Origin of the sequence: Streptomyces sp. NPDC020780, from assembly GCF_044334475.1 — a bacterium.
Classification (GTDB): domain Bacteria; phylum Actinomycetota; class Actinomycetes; order Streptomycetales; family Streptomycetaceae; genus Streptomyces.
The window spans coordinates 62,307-81,151 of record NZ_JBIRTB010000022.1; the positions used below are offsets into that span (position 1 = coordinate 62,307).

An 18,845-nucleotide genomic window follows, 5' to 3' on the forward strand; every position below is an offset into this window, starting at 1 on the left:
CGCACCGGCAAGCGGTGGTGTGACGGCCGGCACTCACCGCCGAACGGCAGAAAGCCGGTCCCGCCCATCCCTGGGACGGGGCCGGCTTACGTGTCGGCCAAGGCCGCTGACAGCCCTGGCCGGCCAGCCCCTGGCAGCGCACCACCGCTCGGAGTGAAAGACGGAACCGTCCAGACTGCCGCGGGTCCGGGCCGCCATGTGGAGGGCGTCGGCGACCAGGCTGGTGCGCATGTGGTCGGCGATGGACCAGCCGACGACCTTGCGGCTGAAGCAGCCCAGAACCGTCGCGAGGTAGAGGAACGTGCCGTCGGCGAGGGGCAGGCAGGTGATGTCGCCGACGGACTTCGTGTCCGGGACCGTGGCGGTGAAGTCGCGGCCGATCAGGTCCGGGGGCTTGGGCCGCGGCCGGGTCGGGGACGGTGGTGCGGTGCCGGCGGCGCAACCGGACCCCTTCGATGCCGACGGGCCGCATGATCCTTGCGACCCGCTTCTGATTGACTGCCTCACCGCTCGTCTCGCGGAGCTCGGCGGTGATTCTCGGGGCCCCGTAGGTCGATCCTCAGGACCCAGTGTCTCGTGTGTCCAGCATCAGGGGCCAAGGCCCCACCGCGACGCGTCGGTTCTCCGGCCCATCGCTGGGTCTGGCGGGATTCTGACCCTTGCGCCACTGGAGAATTGATCATTCTCGCTGCTCTGCCGATAAGCTCCGGGCGGTAGACGCAAGTTGACGGCCGTGACTCGTCGGCTCGAGATATGCCACACACACGTGCCGTCCCCGTGCGCACCCCTGTTCGGCCACTTCCCGAAGGATGTCGATGGACCTCGCCACACCGTCTCCGGCGGCACGGGCACCTGTTGCTCGGCACGGCTGGTGGCTGATGCCTCTGGGCCTGGGCGGCGGCGCGTCAGCCGCCACGTTCATGAGCTCGGATCGCATATCAATGGCTGTCGTCGGCTTCGCTGCGACGGCCGCCAGCACCGTGTGCGTAGGCCTGTACGTGCGTACCCGCGCCCGCTTGGACCGAGCGAAGACCCGGGAGGAAGCCGAACGCGCCCAGTACTCCGAGCAGGCCCGGCAATGGCAACACCGCTTGGCGGAACTGCAGAACGGTTTAGCCTCCGAGCGCGCCGCGGCGGAAGCGCGGTTCGGCGAGCAGGCACAGACGTACGAGGCGCGGATCACGGAGTCCGTCCGGGCCCACGAGAGCCGGCTGGCCGAGCAGACCGGTACGCATGAGGCCCAGCTCGCCGAACAGGCCGCAGCATGGCAGCAACGGCTGGAGGATCATCTGGCCGCAGTGGCGCTGCTCAACGAGCGGGATCTGCCCGAGGCGATCGCGCGGTTGCGCGCCGGCGAGGCCATCGACGACATCCTGCCGACGGTGGAACAACGGGCGATGGCTGGTGATGAGCTGCGGGTCGGGCTCGTCAAGGTGCTCAGGACCGCGTTGATGGGTGTGGAGGCCGAGCTGGACCGGTCGACTTCGGCCGAGCAGGCCGTGATCGGCATCGGTAGCCGCATCCACGTTCTGACCAGCATGCTCCGCGGCCGGCTGCATGAGATGCAGGGCGAGCACGGCCGCCAGCCCGCTGTCGCCCAGGGCCTGATGGAGCTCGATCAGGCCATCGGTCCCGCCGACTGTCTGGCAGCGAGTATCGGTGTGCTGGGCGGTTCAGCCCGCCCGGGTCGGCAGTGGCAGGAACCGCAGCGTCTGCTGAGCGTGGTACGTGGCGGTATCGGCTGGGTCAAGGACTTCGACCGTGTCGAGCTGCGCCAGCTGCCTGAGCTGGGTGTCGATGGCGGGCTGGTGGACCACCTCGCACTCATCCTGGCTCACCTGCTGGACAACGCCGCGCGCTATTCGCCTCCCACGGAACCGGTGGTCGTCTCCGGCAAGGAGGTTCCCAACGGTGTCGGCATCGAGATCCAGGACTCCGGCAAGGGGCTGAGCGAGGAGAAGAAGCGCGAGGTCGCGAACGCGCTCGCGGGCTCCATGCCCGGCGCCGGTCTGGGCGGCGTCTCCGAGGACGCCAACATCGGGCTCCGGGTGGTCGGCATCCTCGCCCGCCGATATGGCATCCGTGTCACTTTCGCCGACTCACCGTGGCTGGGTACGTCCGTCGTCGTCGTCGTACCGCACAAGTACTTCAGGCCGCTGCCGACAGTCAGCCCGGCCGTCATGCCCGCTCCTGTCGAGCCTCAGGCGCCGTCGAGCACACCGGCTCCCGGCACCGTCGCCCCGCCGGTCCACGAGGAGGAGCCCGCCCGGCCCGAAGCGAACGGCGGCGGTAGCGGGGAAACCACCCCGGGGGGTCTGCCCCGACGGCGGAGCCGACGTGAGGCCTCCTCCTCGGGGACCATCCCGGAGGCTCGGAGCGCACCATCCGCCTTCGGGGCTGTACCGCCTGACGCCTCGTTCGCGGGTCTTGCCGCGTTCGCTGCGGCCGGTCGCGACACCGGCGAGAGAACCGGCGGGCAGACGACCGACGATTCCGACGGCCGTGACACCACGGGTGACGCATCGACCGAGCACCGCACTGAAGAGAGCGACTAGTCCCATGACGACTGACCTGAGCTGGGCTCTCCGCGACCTCACGGAGAGCATCAAGGAAATCCGTTTCGCCCTCGTGGCCTCCAGCGACGGCAAGGCCATCACCTCCTACGGCGCCGAGGACCCCGACGATGTGGACCGCTTCGCCGCAGTCGTCGCCGGGTTGCAGGCCCTGGCCCAGCCGGTCGCCGAGCAGTTCCCGCAACACGCCGGGCAGTTGCGGCTGGCGATGATCGAAGTGGACGGCGGGCACCTCTTCGTCGTCCGCGCGGGCACGGAAACGTACCTTGGCGTCCTCGCCCGTGAAGGCCTTGACCAAGGGTTGCTCGGTCACCAGATGAGGGACCTCGCCCGGCGAATGGGTGAACTCCTGGGGACCACGCCGCGGCTGGAGGAGCACTCTGGATGAGTGCCCCGCGACGGCCGACAGACCCACCGGGTCTCGAGCGCTACTACGTCCTCACAGGGGGGCGCAGCGGTCCGGGGGAGGCGGCGTCGACCCTCGATGTGGCGACGCTCGTCCTCACGCGGGGCGTTCCCTCCGCCGGCATGCGGCACGAGTACGAGGAGATCCTCCGTCGTTGCCGTGAGCCTCTGTCGGTGGCCGAGCTCGGTGCTCACCTGCATCTGCCCTTCAACATCCTTGCGGTGCTGCTGTCCGACCTGTTACAGGCAGGCCGTGTCGAGGCCCGCGACCCTGTCCCGGCATACGACGCCGGTCGCGGGCCCGACATCGCACTCCTTGAGGAGGTACTCAGTGGACTTCAACGGCTTTGACCGACACGGCGGGACAGCGGCCGGTGGCACCCGCTCGGTGAAGGTCATGATCGCCGGAGGGTTCGGCACGGGCAAGACCACCATGGTCCGTTCGGTCAGTGACATCAAGCCTCTGACCACCGAGGAGACGCTCACCCAGGCCAGTGCCGAGGACGATCACCTCATCGGCGTCGCCGACAAGGCAGAGACCACTGTCAGCCTGGATTTCGGCAAGATCGGCCTCAGCGACACCTTGATGCTGTACCTGTTCGGAACTCCCGGCCAGGAGCGGTTCTGGTTCCTGTGGAACGGCCTGTTCAAGGGCGCTCTCGGCGCTGTCGTGCTGGTGGACACCCGCCGGCTGGCGTCGAGCTTCCGGGCGATCGAAGAGATGGAGCGTCAGGACGTCCCCTTTGTCATCGCGCTCAACATCTTTCCGGACTCCCAGCAGTTCCCCGCCGAGGAGATCCGTGACGCCTTGGACATCCCCCCGCACACACCGGTGGTGTCTTTCGACGCCCGCAGCCGAACCTCCAGCCGGGACGTGCTGGTCACCCTCATCCGGCACCTCAAAGCCCGTTCAGCCGCTGCCCTGGAGCCCCGATGACCGACCCGACTCCTTCGACGCCTGCGGGTGGCTGCCCCGTCGCCCATGGTGAGGGAGCCACCCGGCTCTACGGCCAAGGCGCCGAGGACGTCTCCCAGGCCGTCTACACGCACCTGCGCGAGCAGCATGGATCCGTCGCCCCCGTGCTCCTGGAAGGCGACGTCCCCGCCTGGCTCGTACTCGGCTACCGGGAGAACCGCCGGGTGCTTGACAACCCCTCGCAGTTCAGCCGGGACTCGCGCACCTGGCGGGACTTCGAGGAAGGCCGCGTCGAGGCCACCTCCCCTTTGATACAGATGCTGGGCTGGCGCCCGGACTGCGTCTCCCAGGACGGCGAACCCCACCGCCGACTGCGCGGCGCGGTGACCGACAACCTGTACGCAGCGGCGGGACGGGGCATCCGCCGTCACGCCACGTACTTCGCGAACCAGCAGATCGACGCGTTCGCCGACGACGGCCGGGCCGATCTGGTCGCCGACTTCGCGGAGTACCTGCCGATGCTGGTACTGACCCGCGTTTTCGGCCTGCCCGCGAAGGAGGGGCGCAGCCTCGCCGAGTCCAGCAAGCAGGTCATCAAGGGCGGCGAAGAAGCCCTTGTGTACAACGGGCGCATCATGGACATCCTCGGTGAGCTCGCCGCCCGTAAACGCACGGACCCGGGGACGGACTTCACTTCCGGCCTCATCGCGCACCCAGCGGCCCTGGACGAGGACGAGATCGTCAACCACCTGCGTCTCGTGCTGATCACCGCTCACACCACGACCAGCAACCTGCTCGCCCGCACCCTGCAGTTCATCCTCACTGACACCTCCTGGCTGTCGGGACTGGCCAGCGGGCAGGTGAGTATGTCCACGGTCGTGGAGGAAGTGATGTGGAACTCGCCGCCGCTGGCCGTGCTGCCGGGGCGATTCGCCACCGCTGACCTGGAACTCGACGGCTGCCCGGTCAAGAAGGGCGATCTCCTCGTCCTCGGTCTCGCGGCGGGCAACCACGATCCCGAGATCCGTCCCGACGCCGGCGTCTCGGTCCAGGGCAACGCCTCGCATCTCGCCTTCAGCGCCGGCCCGCACGAATGCCCCGCACAGAACATCGGTCACGCCATCATCGAAACGGCCATCGGTGTCCTGCTGCACCGGCTGCACGGACTGCGCCTGGCCGTGCAGCCGGACGAACTCACCTCCACCGCCTCCACGTGGGAATCCCGGCTCGACAGCCTGCCGGTCGAGTTCACGGTGTGAACTCCGGTCCCGGCGGGCGTCACTCGCCGGGACCGGATACCCGTCACATCGTCAGCAGGTCATCCACCGAGCCGCGCCCGGACGACTCGGCCGTGGCCACGGGACCGTCCTTGTCCGCCGCGTACCGGCCCGTCGTCAGCGCCCACTCGTAGTTGCCGTTGATCCAGTGCCGGACGGCCTCCACTCCCATCCACACACGGGCCCGAGCCTCCTCCTCCAGGCACAGCTCCTGGCACATCCGGGGGACCTCGCCCTCCAGGGCGAGGTACTCCTCGATGCACCGCGTCGTCATGCGGTACGCCTCGTCAATGGCCTCCTGCCACGAGCAGTCCCGCTCCCGGCGCAGGACGGCGATGAGGTTGTGCCCGTCCCCGCGGCGCCGCTCGCGCTCGAAGGAGTGGACGTCGTTCATGAACCCGATGGTGTCCGCGGCCACGTCCCGTATCCGCACCATCAGGGGGTGCGCCATCGCAGCCGGCGGAACCTCGAAACGCCGACTGCGCTCTCCTGCGTCGATGCTGTGGTGGATACCGACCGTACGCCTGCGGAAGCCGACGTACGCGTCCAGATCGAGCGTGGCCGCGAGCCCCCCGGCAGCCAGGTCCACCTCCTCGCAGTGCGCGGCCAGAAAGCGGCCCCACGAGGCGGCGAAACGCGACTGCCAGGCCAGGGACATGCCATCCGACAACTGCTCCCACACTTCCCTCCACGCCAGGGTGATGGGGCACACCACCCGCGGCTCCGCACCGGCCGGACGCAAAGGGGTGAGAATCAGCTCGCGCGCCACCTCCGCTATACGGTCGGCCCGGTCCGGCCGGGCCGAGTCGAACTGGTCATCGAAGAGAAAGGCCAGAGAGAACCAGTTCATCAGCACGACGAGGTCAGCGGGCGAGGCATACGGATAGGTACGTGCCGCCGCCTGCGCGAGGTCCCAGGACCGGTACTCCTCGAAGCCGGCTGTACTGCGCACCAGGCCACGTTCCCGCACCCACACCAGATGGGACTCGGCGGCCTTCGCGAGATAGGGGCTGACAGGCGTGTCGAAGGGAACGTCGAACCGGATGTCCTGAGGCATGGGGCTTCCTTTACGAAGACGGAACGCGCAGACGGGCGTGCAGCCGCGAGGAACGCCCAGCCGTTCAAATCAGCTTGCGGCGTACGGGTGTTCAGCGTGGGCGAGCTGCAAGGCCTCCACCGTAAATGATCTACGCGATGCCCACCGGAGATCTCCACGGCCCCAGCCGGCGCGAGCGAAGCGATCCCGAGCTGGTGAACCCTCCCGCTCGGCGAAGGCTTCAGAGGGCGTCAAGCCCGCTTCTGCTGCCACCTCGTCCGGGTGGGGTGAGGAAGAAGGCGTTCACGATGGTCTGGTGGGCGGTGGCCTGTTCGGGCGGATCGGGTTCGTGCCCGGGCGGGGCGAGTTCGTCGATCACCAGCTCTCGACGAGGGGCTGTGACCGGCACGGTCACAACTGGCCGTTGATGTCCAATGCCGTCCCGTACAGCCTCTCCACCCTCAACCGGATGACGACCCTTCGCTCGGCGACCAGTTGGTTGAGGAACACCTCTTCGTCCTCCGGCTTCGTGGCCTGCGGGATCATCGCGAGCAGTTCCCGCCCGACCGCGTCGCCGGGGACCGTCGTGATCTCGGAAGCCCGCGCCGCGCCCTCGGCGACGGCGAACGACCAGACGTCGCCCCCCTGCACATGCAGCGCCGCGCGCGGGTTGCGCTGCAGGTGCTTGACCTTGATGCGGTCGGCCGTGGTGGACAGCCTCACGATGCGGGCCTCGGGGTCCCAGCTGTAGAGCATGGTGGTCAGGTGCGGATGGCCACTTCGCTTGACAGTGGCGAGGGTCCCGAACTGCTGCCTGGCGAGTAGATCGGAGAGGGCCTCGTCGGACAGTGGGCGAGGCGCTGGTCCTTGGGTCATGGGCAACTCCCCTGACGTTCGAGGCATTCCACGGCTCTTGCGCCCTACCACCCACGTTCGCAACAGGCCTTGTGCTGCCCGGGCTCGAGCACCGTTGTCCGTCAGCAGCGGCCGTCCAGAACGTGACGTTCACGGCTTGCGAGTACGCCGGCCCACAGTTGCAGGACGAGCAGGCCGACGAGGGCCAGGAGCGGGATGGTCCAGCCCCGTGTGGTGGTGTGGAGCGCGCCCAGGCCGATGGGGCCCAGGCCGGCCATGAGGTAGCCGAGTCCCTGGGCCATCATCGAGACGTGGCCCGTGTGCCTGGCGTCGGGCGAGCGCCAGACGATGTAGGTGAGGGACAGGCTGAGCGAGGCCCCCTGGCCGAGTCCGAGCATGGTCATCCAGACATACGCCGCCGGCACGGGCGCCACGGCCAGGCCGACGAAGGCGCTGCCGGTCAACATGACGGCGACCGCGACGGGAAGCCATGCCGGGCGGGTCCGCCTGGCGATCGCGGGTGTCACGAGTGAGGCGGCGATGCCGAGCAGGGCCGAGTACGACAGCATCCAGCCTGCCGTGTCCGTGTTCGTACCCGCGTCCTGGAACAGGGTGGGAATCCAGGTCAGGGCCGCGTAGTAGCTCATGCTCTGGAGGCCCATGAGCGCGGTCACGGCCCAGGCGACCGGATCGTGCGTCAGGGCGCGGACGGAGGGTTCACCGGCATCGGAGGGGGCGTCGGCGACATCATGGGTGCGGGGATCGCGGACGGGGGCGGGCCGCAACCGCGGGACGAGGGCGGCGAAGGCGATGAGGGCGGGAACGGCCCACATTCCCAGAGCGGGTCGCCAGCCGCCGCCCGCCCATGCGAGCAACGGCACCGTGGCGCCCGCCGCGAACGCGGCACCGACGGAGAGCGCGGTCGCGTACAGCCCCATCATCAGGCCGACGCGGTGGGAGAAGTCCCGCTTGATGGCGGCGGGCATGATGACGTTGGCGATCGCGATCGACGCACCGATGACGACGGTGCCGGTGAAGAGGCCGGCGAGGCCGGGCCAGAGACGCAGGGCGATGCCGGCGGCGAGCGCGAGCATCGTAGCTCCGAGAAGCCGATGCAGGCCCAGGCGGCGGCTCAATGCCGGAGTGACGAACGCGAAGGCACCGAAAGCGACGACGGGAATGGTGGTGAGGAGGCTCACGACGACCTCGGAGAGACCGAGATCCGCCTTGATGTCCGAGAGAACCGGGCCGACCGAAGCGACACCAGTGCGCAGGTTGAAGGCGGCCGCGAGCAGGCCGACCGCAGTCACGGCGGTGCCGAGCCTGCCGCGGACACCTCGACCGAGCTGTGTTCGGGGTGTCGGTTCCTGGAGAAGACTGGTCACGTCAGCTGTCCTTTCGGTTCCCGGCCGGGGATGCGCCCGGTATGGCGCACGATTGCCGCCGGCCAGGAGTCGCCGGGTCTGCCCAGTCCAGCTGAGGGGGGCCGAGGCGGACAACTGATAATCTGACGAGTGATGCCTGAAACCCGCCACGCGCCGAAACCGCGCGCACACGTCCTCCGTGAGCACGTCTTCCTGCTCGGGCACGACGAACGCACAGCCGAGCACAAGCACACGCGCGGACACCTGGTCTACCCGGCCACCGGCGTGCTCTCGCTCGTGACCTCGGTGGGTGCGTGGATCGCCCCGTCGAATCGGGTCGTATGGATTCCGGCGGGCTTCGAGCACCAGCACCGCGCCCACGGCCGGACCGACATGCGCATCGTCTTCATGGCGCCGAGCCTGGCCGCGTTGTTGCCCGCGCATCCCGCGGTGCTCGTCATGACGCCGCTCGCGCGCGAAGCGACTCTGACCCTGACCGGGCCCGAGCGCCGGTCAGCGGGCGCGCGCTCGCGTCTGCGCCGGGTGGTCATCGACGACATCACCACCGCGCCCGAACAGCCGTTGCATCTGCCCGAGCCCCATGACGACCGGCTCCGTGCCGCTGCCGCCCTGGTGGAGGAGGGGATCTCGAACCCTCTCACGCTGAGCGAACTCGGGCACCAGGTCGGCGCGAGCGAGCGCACGCTGAGCAGGCTCTTCCGGCAGGAGACCGGAATGAGCTTCCCTCAATGGCGCACACAGCTCCGCGTCCACCACGCACTTCTGCTGCTCGCCGGCGAGGTCTCGGTGATCAGCACGGCGAGCGCCTGCGGATGGGCGAACCCGAGCGCCTTCATCGACGCTTTCACGACACTCGTCGGACGGACGCCTGGTCAGTACCAGCGCTCACTGCGGGAAGACACGGCGGTCTGATATTCCGGTTGACGCAGGCCTTGCCGGTGAGCGGCAGGCCGCATTCTCGAGCATGTGAGAGAACGGGCGCTTCCCCCCCGAGTCCGAGGCGGCCGGTGGGTGGGGAGGTCCATCGTGTAGGTGTGGTCTCCCCGAGTACCGGGTGGCGATTTTCAGGGGAGCGCCAGGGGGCCCTGAAGATCCCCACCCCCTGCTCTGGGTGCCCTCAGACCTGCTCGACGGATCTCCCCACCCGTTCCGGGCCTGTCCTGGGACGGGACACCGGTGGCGAGGGGACGCCCGACAGCCCGTCAGGATCCGCGTGGTACGTAGTTGCACATGCCGTAGCGGCATGTGGTGTCGTCGAGGGCCCCACCGCACGAAAGGCCCTGTCTGCGATGTACCCCTCCGCCACGCCTCCCCGCGAGGTCAAGATCGGCGATGCCGCCGCCTTCGCCGGAACCACCCCACGCGCCATTCGTCACTACCACCAGATCGGTCTGCTGCCGGAGCCCGAGCGAGGCGGAGACGGACGTCGCCGCTACGGCTACGACGACATGATCCGCCTGCTGTGGATCCGCAAGATGTCCGCGGCCGGCATCAGCCTGGACGACATGCGGGCCGCCTTCGACGAAGCCGGGGACGTTGAGGACGTCCTGAGCCGGCTGGAGGACAACCTGGCCGCCCAGGAGGCCGACATCAAGCGTCAGCGCGCGGCGGTCCAGCGCCTGCGGGCCGTGGGCAGCCCGCTGGGCTTGCTCTCCCCGTTGGTCACGGACCGGCTCGGCCACCTGCCTTCTGGCGCACTGCGCCCCTCCGACCTGGACGCCCTGCTGGTCACGGAACGGATCTTCGGGCCGCTGGGAGCCGCAATCCAGGCCAGCGTGTTCATCACCCTGGCGACCCATCCCGGCCTGCGGGCCGAGGCAGACCGCCTCGACGCGGCCGACGCTGCCCTCGATGACACCGTCGACCCCCACGACCCGCAGGTCGAGGAACTCGCCGCGCAGCACTGCGCCCACCACAAGGCCCTGCTCCAGGCCGTTGAAGCGGCCGGACTGGACGTGGCCGAGGAGGAACTCTTCGAGATCCACGACGCCGAGGCGAGCGGTGAGGAGGACGCCCGGATGAGTGCCTTCGAAGCGGTAACCAAGATGCCCTATGGCCTCTCCGCGGCCCGGACGCGGTGCATGGAACTCACGGCACGGCTCCTTGACGGGGACCTCTCCGCAGGCAGGTGATCGCTGGCGTGGCCGGGCGTGAGGATCCCGGCTCGGCCACCGACACGAAGCCGGCGCCTCGACGTCTGGACACGGCCCGCACACTCCACGAGCGGGAAACCCGAGCTGCCGGACCGGGCCACGCCCCTTGGAACTCCCCACGTCGTTGCACAGCAGAGCGAGTGATGCGGGGAGCATCCCTGGCCGTGCCGAAAGAGACATGCAGACCGTGCGCCCGGCGGCCCCCTTCGCGACAGGAGGTGTGTCCCGGCGCCTGCGGCCGTCCCCTCACCGCACACAGAAGCAGAGTCAGAACCAGGACCGGACGAAGCTAGACGCGGTCCTGGAAGACGGTGTACCAGGGGTACGTGCCCACCACGGCGCCGTCGGCCGTCACGGCCTCCAGCGTGTAGAAGTACGTGTTCCCCTTCGTCGCCGGGGTGTCCGCCCACGTCCGGGTGTCCGCCGGGAGCAGTCCGTCGTGCTGGGGCTCGTACGCCCTGGTCACCGGGTTCCACCGGCTCACGCGGTAGCCGGTGACCGTGGCGCAGCCGGCCGTGTCGGTGCACTGCCAGTCGACGGACGGACGGGTGGCCGTCGCGTTGTGGCTCAACCTGCCGAGGTTCCAGTCACGGGTGACGGTCACGGACGGCCGGACGTCGAGCTCGGTGGCCTCGACCACGGTGACCTTCGGGTCGCTCGGGTGCAGCGTGTTGCCCCAGCGGTCCTTGGCCATCACCGCGTACACGCGCGTCTCGCCGTCCGGCAGGCCGCCGCACAGGATCGCGAGCGGGTTGCTCGTCCCCTCCGCGCAGGTGTCGGGGCCGAGCCACGTGACCGTGCCGTCGGCCTGCCGGACGCCCGCCCACACCACGTACTCGTCGATGTCGTCCTCGGGCGAGGCGGCCCAGCTCACCAGCATGCCGTCGGCGCGCGGGGTGACCTCCACGCCCGAGACCGGGCCGGGCGCCACGGTGTCGCCGGTGCGGACGACGAGCGGCGCGGAGTACGCCGACTCGTTGCCGTCCGGGTCCACCGCCGTGACGGCGTACGTCACGTACGTGTTCACGGGCATGTCCAGGTCGACGCACCGGCCCCCGTTGCCCGCCTCGTCGCTCCCCTCGGCGCAGGCCACCGCGGTGCGCGCGGCCGGGTCGAAGGTCTTGCCGGGCGAGCGGTACACGCGGTAGTGCCCGCCGTTGTCCCAGTCCTCGACCCAGCGGCCGCCGGGCGCCGTCCAGTTCACCGAGGTGGAGCCGGGAACGGCGTAGGAGTTCAGGCCGGTCGGGGACCCCGGCGGCGTACGGTCGACGCCGTCGCCGGTGACCGTGGCGTACGCCCCCGCGTTGCCGAGCGCGTCGATGCCGCGGACGCGGTAGTAGCGCGGGGCGTTCGGGGGAGCGTCGGTCCGGTACGACGCCGTGGTCGTCGTGCCCAGCAGCGTGAACGGGCCGGTGGCCTCGGACGAGGCGTACACCTCGTACTTCGCCGCGTCGGCGACGGCCTGCCAGTTCAGGGCGGCCCACCACGCGTCGCTGACGACCGTGAGACCGGTCGGGGGCACCGGGCCCGTGCGGTCCACGGTCGTCGCCGTCACGTCCGGGCTGCCGGTGGACTCGCGGCCGGCCCTGTCGACGGCGCGGACCTCGTACAGGAAGGTCTGGCCGGTCGCGGGCGCCGCGTCGACGAAGGACGGGGTGGTGAGCAGCGACGTGCCGCTGACCTTCGCCCAGCTCGTGGTGCTCAGCCTGCGGTACACGCGGTACCCGGCGAGGTCCATCTCCTTGTTGGCGGCCCAGCGCAGGGTCGTCTTGCCGGTGTCGCGGCTGTACGCGGCGGTGAGGCCGGCCGGAGCGAGCGGCTTGACCGTGTCGACGGCGGCCTCGGTGCGCGGGGTGTACGTGAAGGCGGCGTTGGCGACGCCGGTCCAGGCGACGTAGTCCACGCGGAGCGTGTGCTTGCCGGCCGGGATGGTCAGGTCGACGGTCTTGCGGGCGGTGGTGGAGACGTTCTTCCACAGGTCGATCTTCCGGACGCCGTCGACGTAGACGCGCATGCCGTCCTGTGTGGCGGCGGAGAGCCGGAAGGGGCCGCCGGAGCCGAAGTCACGGGTGAGGGACCAGCGGACGGAGAAGTTGTCCTTGGGCAGCGTGACGCCGGCCGGGTCGCCGTACCCGTAGTTCTCGCTGATGGCGGAGTCGCAGGCGGTCAGCTTCGGGGTGCCGCTGAAGGTGGAGTTGCCGAAGTACTGCGCCCTCCAGACGGGAGAGGTGCAGGTGACAGCCGCGGAGGCGGGGGCGGCGGTGATCAGGCCGCCGGTGGTGGTGGCGAGCGCCGCCGTCGCGGCCAGCGCGGACAGCCGGGTACGAGTCATCAGGAGAGTGGGCCCCTTCTGGACCAAGGGAAAGCATGTGAAACGGGTGACGCCTGTGTGACTCATGAGGCGGGGGCAAGGTTGCCCCGCCCGCTCACCACTTTTCACGGACGCTCGCCACGCGGCGCCCTACCGGTGGACGTCAGCCGTAGCGGCGCCTCGCGTGTGTTCCCGTCCGGCAACCGCTCGGCCGTCAGCTGCATCGACTTGCGCCGGCCACATCCCTCCGCCATGCCCCCAGCCGGCCAGGACCAGCAGACCTCACGAAGCACCACTCGCCGTAGCCGGTGCGCACGTGGGCACGGACCCCGGTCACGCCCCGCCTGGGAGGACACCTGCCGCCGCTGCTCGCCGCCGCTGTCCGGGACCGCCGAACGTGGTGTGCGGGCTGTCAGTCGGTGCGGTAGCCGGCCATTATCGATGCCGGGTAGCGGCTGCCCGCGGAGCCCCGGGGGAGGACCTCCCGGATACGGGCCAGGTCGGCCTCGGTGAGTTCTACGTCGGTGGCGCCGAGGTTCTCCTCCAGACGTGTGGCGCTGCGTGTACCCGGGATCGGGATGACGTCCTCGCCCTGGGCGAGCAGCCAGGCCAGGGCAAGCTGGGCGGGTGTGATGCCCTTGGTGGCGGCGAGCTTTCGGAGCTGCTCGGCGGCGTTCAGGTTGTAGGTGTAGTTCTCGCCCTGCCAGCGCTCGTCCCAGCGGCGCATGTCGCCCTCGGGGTACTCGTCAGCGGGCTTGACCACGCCGGAGAGGAAGCCGCGGCCGAGCGGCGAGTACGGGACCAGGCCGATCCCCAACTCTCGCAGGACCGGCAGGATCTCGTCCTCTACTTCGCGTTCGAAGACCGAGTACTCGTACTGAAGGGCTGTGACCGGGGTGACGGTGTGGGCGCGGCGGATGTACTGCGGGCCGACGTTACTCAGGCCGAAGTACTGCACCTTGCCCTCGGCGATCAGGTCACCGACAGTGCCGGCGACCTCCTCGGCCGGTACGTCGGGGTCGGAGATGTGCTGGTAGAAGAGGTCGATGCGGTCGGTCTGGAGGTAGCGCAGGCTGTTCTCGGCGACCTTGCGGATGTTCTCCGGGCGGCTGTTGACGTCGATCCCCGGCGTCTTGCCGGTCATGTCGAAGCCGAACTTGGTGGCCAGGACGACTTCGTCGCGGAAGTCCTTGACCGCGCTGCCGAGCAGCGTCTCGTTGCTGCCGGCGCCTTGGCCGTACAGCTCGGCGGTGTCGAAGAAGTCGACTCCGAGTTCGTGGGCGCGGCGGATGGTGGAGATGCCGTCCTCGTCGTTCGAGGGGCCGTAGGCCAGGGACATCCCCATCACGCCCAGTCCGAGCGCGGAGACGCGCAGTCCCCGCTGTCCCAGGGTGCGGTGCTGCATGAGATTGCTCCTCGTGTCATGTCGTCAGCCAGCCCCTGGCTGACCAAACCAAACTGTTCGGTGTGAATCTACCCTGTTCGGAGTGCAACGCAAAACCGAACGGTTCGGTCGCCTATCCTGGGTTCATGCCTCGCTCCACCACCCCTGGCCAGACCTCGGACGCCACCATCGCGGGCGAGTCCGCCGACTCCACGCGCCAGCGGATCGTCGCCGCAGCCAAGGAGGAGTTCGCCCGGCACGGGATCGCCGGCGCCCGCGTGGACCGCATCGCCAAGCGGGCCAGGACGAGCAAGGAACGTGTCTACGCCTACTTCCGCAGCAAGGAAGCCCTTTACGCGCACGTCGCCGAACGCGAGACGACCGCACTCGTCGAGGCCACCCAGCTGGACCCGGCCGACCTACCCGGTTATGCCGGCATCCTCTTCGACCACTTCACGGCACGCCCGGACCACTACCGCCTGATCATGTGGGGCCGCCTGGAACTGGCCGAGCCCGCCGACACCACCACCAGCCCCCTCCAGGCCACGATCGCCGGCAAGCTCGACCAACTCCGCGACGCACAGCGCATCGGGCTGCTCGACTCTGCCTGGGACCCGGTCGACGTCCTCGCCCTGATCAACCAGATCGCCATGACCTGGGCAGGTCAGCCCGAAATCGCCGCCGCTGCCGCAGACCAGGCCGTGGACCCCTCCATCGCCGCCCGCCGCGCCGCACTGGTGGCCGCCGTCGAGCGCATGTTCCCTCGCTCGGACTGACAACAACGCCGGGTGGACGCGCGGTCCGCCGGCGCGGGAGTGATGACGTCGAGCCCGCGGCCGGCCGAGCGGTCGGTGATGGCCGGGGCCATCCGGATCGGCGGTGGCAGCCCTCGTCAACGGCGAGTTCGGCGACACCCGACAGACGCGTCGTCCCGGGGCCAACACCCGAAGGGCTACCGGAGCCGACCCCGTAGCGCACGGGCAAGTGCCGCCACCGTCTTCGCGGACGGCACTGAACCATCGGCCTGGAAGGCCTCCGACACAGGTGTGCGGCCCAGCCCCGACCTCCCGGCAAGCTGTGTCTTGTCGAGCTAGGCGAGACTGCTACTCAGCCTCGCGCGGAGTTCAGCGAGGGCGGGGTTCCGATCAGTCCGCTCGTTGCGCACCTGCGCGCCTCCGGGCCCTGATGTGTTCGCCGGTGTCCATCTTCGCCCCCGCCGAATTCTGACGAGCACCGTTTCCGGTCACAGATCTCTTCGGCACGGCGGTAGGAGAGCCAGGCCCGGCCTTTTTGGTACACGTCCAGCGTGGGCGTTCCGGCCCGGGGCCTTGCGTCCGGTGAGGAACAGCGGGCCGCGGGTGCGGCGGTCCGGGCCGGCGGCCGGGGCAGCGGCGGCACGGCGCGGCGGGAGCCTTTGTGGTTCTTCCAGGCTGCTTCGCGCAGCAGGCGCAGGCCGTCAAGGACCTCGCCGCGAAGAGCGAGAAGCCTCGAGCACCCGGAGAGCACCACCATGTTCGGCCGGCTGGACGCCCGGCGGCCAGAAGTGGGTGGCAGCCGCCCTGGAATGTCCGCCTCGGGCGGGCGCGCCGCAGGCGCCTTCCCGCACCGCAACCGGGATGCTCGGATGTCAGATCCCACGGGATGCGTGCACATACCGGGGGTTCACTATGCCCCCTGGGGGTACGCGACCGGCTCGACGGGCGACGGAACGGGAGCAGAAATGGGAGTGGTAGGGGACCGGCGGAGCTCACGCGTCGCTTTCTGTCCGGCTGTCCCCGGGCGGCCGTACTCCGCCGCCTGTGGGCACGGTGACGGGCGGTGAACGGCTTCACAGCCGCACTGTCCCTGCTGGGTGTGGTCGCGCTGGCCATCGCCGGAGTTCACGGGGCGGGTCGGGCGCTGCGGATTCCCTCGGAGCCTCTGGCAGCCGCTCCGTTCGGGTCGGGGCTGGAGCCGGCCGGGCATGCGGTCAGCCGGTTCCACGTGCGCTGGTACACGGTCACGATGCTCTTTCTCGCCTTCGACATGGAGATGGTCTTCATGTACCCGTGGACGCTGATCATCTCGGCCATGGGGCCCAGCGCGGTGATCGAGATGTTCGTCTTCCTCGCGATCCTGCTCGCCGGAGTCGTCTACGCCTGGCGGGAGGGGGCCCTGCGATGGACCTGACCGGCACGATGCTGCGCGCGGTAGCCGCCCGACCTCGCGTCCTGGTGGTCAGCACGCCGGGCGGAACGGCCGTGCGGCTGGCCGCCGAGCGGCACCTACGGCTTCGGGACTGGCCACCGGCCGCGACCCCGGCGCAGGCCGACCTGCTGCTCGTCGCCGGGCCCCACTGCCCGGACCTGCACACCGCGCTGGAACGGCTGTGGCAGGACCTGCCCGCCCCACGCGCCCGCGCACATGCCCGCACCGCCGATGGAGTACTGGCCGCCCTCGAGGCCGCCCGCGCCCACCTGGCCTCGCCGGCAGCCCAGCGCGAGCAGGCCACCCCGACCGATCCGGACGGCCGCTCACCGCACGATCGCCGTCATGAGCAGAGCGCGGAGCAAGAGGGAACCGGGGGCCACACCCCCCGGGAGAGAGCCGCCTGGGCCGGTGAGCACGGCGAAGAGTCCGGTCCGCACCGGGCCGACAGCAGTCTTACCGGCTCAGGCGGCGCTCGCTCTTCTCAGGAGCAGCACCACGGTGACCACGGCGGAGAAGAGGAGAGAGGTGACGGCCGCGGCCGTGACGCCCACGAAGACCATCAGGATCACGGCGGTCACGGCGGTCACGGCGGTCACGGCGGTCATGAGGGGCACGAGGGACAGGGTGGGATGGAGATGCCGGGCGGCTTGCCGATGGCCGAGCTGGGCGAGGACCGCGACGGTTTGATGCTCGACCGGCTGCATGTGCCGCTGGGCCCGTTCCTGTCCGACTGGCCCGCCGGGCTGACGCTCCGCCTCGTCCTGCAAGGTGACGTCATTCAGGCGGCCGACCTCGACGAGGTGCCCTTTTCCGTCCCGCGTCCTGTCGAGCCGTTCTGGGTGCAGCCCTGGTTGCGGGCCGCGGCCGGTGAAGTGGTGGGTTCCGGGGAGGCGGCGCGGCGGCGGGCGGCGGCCCGTCTGGACAGTCTGGGGCGGTTGCTGGTGGTGGCGGGCTGGCCTACCGAGGCGACGAAGGCCCGCCGGTTGCGTGATGACCTGCTCGAGGATGCCCCTGCTGCCGCGCTCGTTTCCCGGCTGGAGCGCCTGGCCCGACGGGTCGGCCGGTCGCGAACCTTGTTCTGGCTGACCCGCGGGCTGGGCGTGGTGACCGCGCAGGACGCACAAGCGTCCGGGGTGAGCGGTCCTGCGGCCCGGGCCGATGGGGATGTGGCAGCTCGCTACCGGCAGTGGCTGACCGACATCCGCCGCGACGTGGCGCGGCTGGAGGGGCTTTCGTCGCTGGACCCGGCGGAGGAGAGCCCGCGGGGCCGGTGGGACGCGCGGCAGCCGCCGTCGGCTGCCCTGGTCGCCCTGCTTCCCCGGCTGCTGGACGGGGCCGAACTGGCCGCCGCCCGCTTGATCGTGGCCAGTCTCGATCCGGACCTGGACGAACTCGCGGCCCACTCGCTGGAGGGGGCGGCGCGTGGTTGAGGCAGGGGCGTGGTGGACCCTGCTGGCCGCCCCGGCGCTGCTGCTGGGCTTCGCTGTGCTGGCCGTGGCGGCAGACGCGGCTCTGACGGCCCGGGACGCGGGCCGGCCGGTCACCGTGTCCGTCGCGATGCGGCCGCTGCTCGCGGTGCCGCGGGCACTGGTGGCGCAGCCCCGGCGGATGCCGGCTCCGGACCGGATGCTGTGGCGGGCCGGTGTGGTGACCGTGCCGGTGGCCGCCGTGCTGTCGACGCTGGTCATCCCGCTGGGGAACGTGGTGGTCGCCGATCTGTCGGTGGGAGTGGTGTGGTTCAACGCCATGGAGGTGCTGACCTGGGCCGGTCTGTGGCTGGCAGGGTGGGGTCCGAACGCGGCGTTCTCCTTGATCGGCGGCTACCGTTTCCTCGCCCAGGGCTTGGCTTACGAGCTTCCGCTGATGTTCGCGCTGATCTCGACCGCGACCGGCGCGCAGTCCCTGCGGGTCGGTGACATCGCCGCAGCGCAGGACGGCCTGTGGTACGCGGTGTGGATGCCCGTCGCCTTCGTCGTCTACCTGGCAGGCGTCCTCGCGTTCAGTTTCCTGGGGCCGTTCGCCTACCCGGCCGGTCTGGACATCGCCGGCGGCGTGCTGAGCGAGACTTCCGGGGTCGACCGGCTGCTGTTGCAGGCCGGGCGGTGGCTGTGGCTGGCGGCCGGTGCGGCAATGGCGGTGCCTCTGTTCCTGGGCGGGGGCGCGGGGCCGGGCTTGCCCGCCTGGGTGTGGTCGCTGATCAAGACTCTGCTGGTGCTGGCCGTCCTGGTGGTCGCGGCGCGGCGGCTGCCGGTGATCCGGGCCGACCGGTACGTGGAGTTCGCCTGGGTCGCCCTCATCCCGCTGACGATCGTGCAGACCCTCCTCCCGGCTCTGATCAACCTCGACAGTTAGGAAGGAGG

The 18,845-nt window shown here is 70.1% G+C and carries 17 protein-coding genes and 1 pseudogene; 11 read left to right on the top strand and 7 right to left on the bottom strand.

Annotation, left to right across the window (positions count from 1 at the left end; all coding sequences use genetic code 11):
- Window positions 1-147: 147 nt before the first annotated feature.
- Window positions 148-553 (bottom strand): annotated as a pseudogene (locus ACH4VO_RS30275) (DDE-type integrase/transposase/recombinase); the annotation flags it as partial.
- A 262-nt stretch (window positions 554-815) separates the two neighbouring features.
- Between ACH4VO_RS30275 and ACH4VO_RS30280 the strand changes: the two are divergent.
- The 5 genes from ACH4VO_RS30280 to ACH4VO_RS30300 are packed head-to-tail and all read left to right on the top strand — an operon-like array spanning window position 816 to window position 5,153.
- Window positions 816-2,555, top strand: coding sequence for an ATP-binding protein (locus ACH4VO_RS30280; RefSeq protein WP_360996306.1), 1,740 nt, complete (start codon window positions 816-818; stop codon window positions 2,553-2,555).
- Window positions 2,556-2,559: 4 nt separating this feature from the next.
- A complete protein-coding gene (locus ACH4VO_RS30285) occupies window positions 2,560-2,961 on the top strand; it encodes a roadblock/LC7 domain-containing protein (protein WP_360996303.1) in 402 nt (133 codons plus the stop codon).
- Complete coding sequence (locus ACH4VO_RS30290; protein WP_360996300.1) at window positions 2,958-3,329, top strand: DUF742 domain-containing protein; 372 nt, start codon at window positions 2,958-2,960, stop codon at window positions 3,327-3,329. The genes ACH4VO_RS30285 and ACH4VO_RS30290 overlap by 4 nt, the downstream gene beginning before the upstream one ends.
- Complete coding sequence (locus tag ACH4VO_RS30295) at window positions 3,310-3,915, top strand: ATP/GTP-binding protein (protein WP_360996297.1); 606 nt, start codon at window positions 3,310-3,312, stop codon at window positions 3,913-3,915. The genes ACH4VO_RS30290 and ACH4VO_RS30295 overlap by 20 nt, the downstream gene beginning before the upstream one ends.
- Window positions 3,912-5,153 carry a cytochrome P450 gene (locus tag ACH4VO_RS30300; protein ID WP_360996294.1) on the top strand — a complete coding sequence of 414 codons (1,242 nt, stop codon included), beginning with the start codon at window positions 3,912-3,914 and terminating at the stop codon, window positions 5,151-5,153. The genes ACH4VO_RS30295 and ACH4VO_RS30300 overlap by 4 nt, the downstream gene beginning before the upstream one ends.
- Window positions 5,154-5,196: 43 nt before the next feature.
- Here the strand turns inward: ACH4VO_RS30300 and ACH4VO_RS30305 are convergent, their stop codons facing one another.
- The 4 genes from ACH4VO_RS30305 to ACH4VO_RS30320 form a co-directional block, all read right to left on the bottom strand.
- On the bottom strand, window positions 5,197-6,228 hold the full coding sequence (locus tag ACH4VO_RS30305) for a terpene synthase family protein (protein WP_360996291.1): 1,032 nt from the start codon (window positions 6,226-6,228) through the stop codon (window positions 5,197-5,199).
- Between the two features lie 220 nt (window positions 6,229-6,448).
- On the bottom strand, window positions 6,449-6,616 hold the full coding sequence (locus tag ACH4VO_RS30310) for a hypothetical protein (RefSeq protein ID WP_360996289.1): 168 nt from the start codon (window positions 6,614-6,616) through the stop codon (window positions 6,449-6,451).
- A gap of 2 nt (window positions 6,617-6,618) precedes the next feature.
- A complete protein-coding gene (locus ACH4VO_RS30315; RefSeq protein WP_360996287.1) occupies window positions 6,619-7,083 on the bottom strand; it encodes a TIGR03618 family F420-dependent PPOX class oxidoreductase in 465 nt (154 codons plus the stop codon).
- 101 nt (window positions 7,084-7,184) lie between these two features.
- Entirely contained in the window at window positions 7,185-8,447 is a 1,263-nt protein-coding gene (locus tag ACH4VO_RS30320) for an MFS transporter (RefSeq protein WP_360996285.1), read from the bottom strand.
- Window positions 8,448-8,579: 132 nt separating this feature from the next.
- Between ACH4VO_RS30320 and ACH4VO_RS30325 the strand changes: the two genes are divergently transcribed.
- Both ACH4VO_RS30325 and ACH4VO_RS30330 read left to right on the top strand, forming a co-directional pair.
- On the top strand, window positions 8,580-9,359 hold the full coding sequence (locus tag ACH4VO_RS30325) for a helix-turn-helix transcriptional regulator (RefSeq protein ID WP_360996282.1): 780 nt from the start codon (window positions 8,580-8,582) through the stop codon (window positions 9,357-9,359).
- Window positions 9,360-9,736: 377 nt separating this feature from the next.
- Window positions 9,737-10,579, top strand: a complete 843-nt coding sequence (locus ACH4VO_RS30330) for a MerR family transcriptional regulator (RefSeq protein ID WP_360996279.1) — start codon at window positions 9,737-9,739, stop codon at window positions 10,577-10,579.
- Between the two features lie 310 nt (window positions 10,580-10,889).
- Here the strand turns inward: ACH4VO_RS30330 and ACH4VO_RS30335 are convergent, their stop codons facing one another.
- Entirely contained in the window at window positions 10,890-12,932 is a 2,043-nt protein-coding gene (locus tag ACH4VO_RS30335; RefSeq protein WP_360996276.1) for a PA14 domain-containing protein, read from the bottom strand.
- A 391-nt stretch (window positions 12,933-13,323) separates the two neighbouring features.
- Complete coding sequence (locus tag ACH4VO_RS30340; protein ID WP_360996273.1) at window positions 13,324-14,316, bottom strand: aldo/keto reductase; 993 nt, start codon at window positions 14,314-14,316, stop codon at window positions 13,324-13,326.
- Window positions 14,317-14,441: 125 nt separating this feature from the next.
- Between ACH4VO_RS30340 and ACH4VO_RS30345 the strand changes: the two genes are divergently transcribed.
- The 4 genes from ACH4VO_RS30345 (at window position 14,442) to ACH4VO_RS30360 (ending at window position 18,837) form a co-directional block, all read left to right on the top strand.
- Complete coding sequence (locus tag ACH4VO_RS30345; RefSeq protein ID WP_360996270.1) at window positions 14,442-15,071, top strand: TetR family transcriptional regulator; 630 nt, start codon at window positions 14,442-14,444, stop codon at window positions 15,069-15,071.
- A gap of 1,042 nt (window positions 15,072-16,113) precedes the next feature.
- A complete protein-coding gene (locus ACH4VO_RS30350) occupies window positions 16,114-16,464 on the top strand; it encodes an NADH-quinone oxidoreductase subunit A (protein ID WP_360996268.1) in 351 nt (116 codons plus the stop codon).
- Window positions 16,455-17,915 (top strand): hypothetical protein, encoded by a 1,461-nt coding sequence (locus ACH4VO_RS30355; RefSeq protein WP_360996266.1) that lies wholly within the window; start codon window positions 16,455-16,457, stop codon window positions 17,913-17,915. Before ACH4VO_RS30350 ends, ACH4VO_RS30355 begins: the two co-directional genes overlap by 10 nt.
- Window positions 17,908-18,837 (top strand): NADH-quinone oxidoreductase subunit H, encoded by a 930-nt coding sequence (locus tag ACH4VO_RS30360; RefSeq protein ID WP_360996263.1) that lies wholly within the window; start codon window positions 17,908-17,910, stop codon window positions 18,835-18,837. Before ACH4VO_RS30355 ends, ACH4VO_RS30360 begins: the two co-directional genes overlap by 8 nt.
- Window positions 18,838-18,845 lie beyond the last annotated feature (8 nt).

Coding starts and splice junctions, on each gene's coding strand:
- ACH4VO_RS30280 (WP_360996306.1), top strand. CDS start 816: ATGGACCTCGCCACACCGTCTCCGGCGGCACGGGCACCTGTTGCTCGG.
- ACH4VO_RS30285 (WP_360996303.1), top strand. CDS start 2,560: ATGACGACTGACCTGAGCTGGGCTCTCCGCGACCTCACGGAGAGCATC.
- ACH4VO_RS30290 (WP_360996300.1), top strand. CDS start 2,958: ATGAGTGCCCCGCGACGGCCGACAGACCCACCGGGTCTCGAGCGCTAC.
- ACH4VO_RS30300 (WP_360996294.1), top strand. CDS start 3,912: ATGACCGACCCGACTCCTTCGACGCCTGCGGGTGGCTGCCCCGTCGCC.
- ACH4VO_RS30305 (WP_360996291.1), bottom strand. CDS start 6,228: ATGCCTCAGGACATCCGGTTCGACGTTCCCTTCGACACGCCTGTCAGC.
- ACH4VO_RS30315 (WP_360996287.1), bottom strand. CDS start 7,083: ATGACCCAAGGACCAGCGCCTCGCCCACTGTCCGACGAGGCCCTCTCC.
- ACH4VO_RS30325 (WP_360996282.1), top strand. CDS start 8,580: ATGCCTGAAACCCGCCACGCGCCGAAACCGCGCGCACACGTCCTCCGT.
- ACH4VO_RS30330 (WP_360996279.1), top strand. CDS start 9,737: ATGTACCCCTCCGCCACGCCTCCCCGCGAGGTCAAGATCGGCGATGCC.
- ACH4VO_RS30335 (WP_360996276.1), bottom strand. CDS start 12,932: ATGACTCGTACCCGGCTGTCCGCGCTGGCCGCGACGGCGGCGCTCGCC.
- ACH4VO_RS30340 (WP_360996273.1), bottom strand. CDS start 14,316: ATGCAGCACCGCACCCTGGGACAGCGGGGACTGCGCGTCTCCGCGCTC.
- ACH4VO_RS30345 (WP_360996270.1), top strand. CDS start 14,442: ATGCCTCGCTCCACCACCCCTGGCCAGACCTCGGACGCCACCATCGCG.
- ACH4VO_RS30355 (WP_360996266.1), top strand. CDS start 16,455: ATGGACCTGACCGGCACGATGCTGCGCGCGGTAGCCGCCCGACCTCGC.